This is a genomic window from Klebsiella sp. MS 92-3 (genome assembly GCF_000195655.1).
GTDB lineage: Bacteria > Pseudomonadota > Gammaproteobacteria > Enterobacterales > Enterobacteriaceae > Klebsiella > Klebsiella pneumoniae.
In genome coordinates, this window is record NZ_GL882725.1 from 1 (window position 1) to 703 (window position 703).

Here is a 703-nt window from a genome sequence, read left to right on the forward strand (position 1 = left end):
CTGGAGCGCATCCCCGACGAAACCACCATTCTCAACTTCCGCCGCTTGCTGGAGAAACACGAGCTGGCGGCCGGCATCCTCGCTGTCATCAATGGCTCTGGGCGACCGCGGCCTGTCGCTGCGCCAGGGCACCATCGTCGATGCAACGCTGATCAATGCGCCCAGTTCGACCAAGAACAAGGACGGCAAGCGCGACCCGGAAATGCACCAGACCAAGAAGGGAAACCAGTATTATTTCGGCAGTGCGACCTGAAAGTCGCATGGGTTTCTGTTCCGCAGGTTAACGCCCGACGGAACCGACTGTTCCACCACTCGTTCCCTACCCAGACAGGCGTGGCCGGTAACAGCCGGGTCTGAAGCTCTGGGGACAATGTAACCGCCGATATTTCGGTAGGTCGAACCGCGAGGCCAGACTGAATCTGCCAGCATCAAGGCGGAGAGGCGCCAGGGATGAACAGGTACCCGCCAACTGCACGGGGGTGATGGTGCTCGCTTGGCGACTGGCTTCTTGCTGGAGGTTAGAGATTGCTTCGGCAATTGCCTTGGTCTGAGCCACATAGCTGCCGGATAGGTTGGCAATCACAATGCAGCAACGCGGTAACTCCAGAGCGGCGCTCATCAGGCAGCTGAGTGTGTAGGTGCTCACGGTAGCCAGCGTACCGCCGCCGATGACAGGGAAGGTGCGAATAAGCAGGTCATTTCT

At 59.3% G+C, this 703-nt stretch carries 1 protein-coding gene and 1 pseudogene; one reads left to right on the forward strand and one right to left on the reverse strand.

Translation table 11 applies throughout. The features are described 5' to 3' along the window. Window positions 1-241: pseudogene (locus tag HMPREF9538_RS29155) on the forward strand (IS5/IS1182 family transposase); the annotation flags it as partial. Window positions 242-319: 78 nt separating this feature from the next. On the opposite strand, the gene HMPREF9538_RS32550 reads toward HMPREF9538_RS29155, so the two are convergent. Further along, window positions 320-703: hypothetical protein (locus HMPREF9538_RS32550; RefSeq protein WP_009484042.1), on the reverse strand; the 384-nt coding region annotated here is incomplete at its 5' end.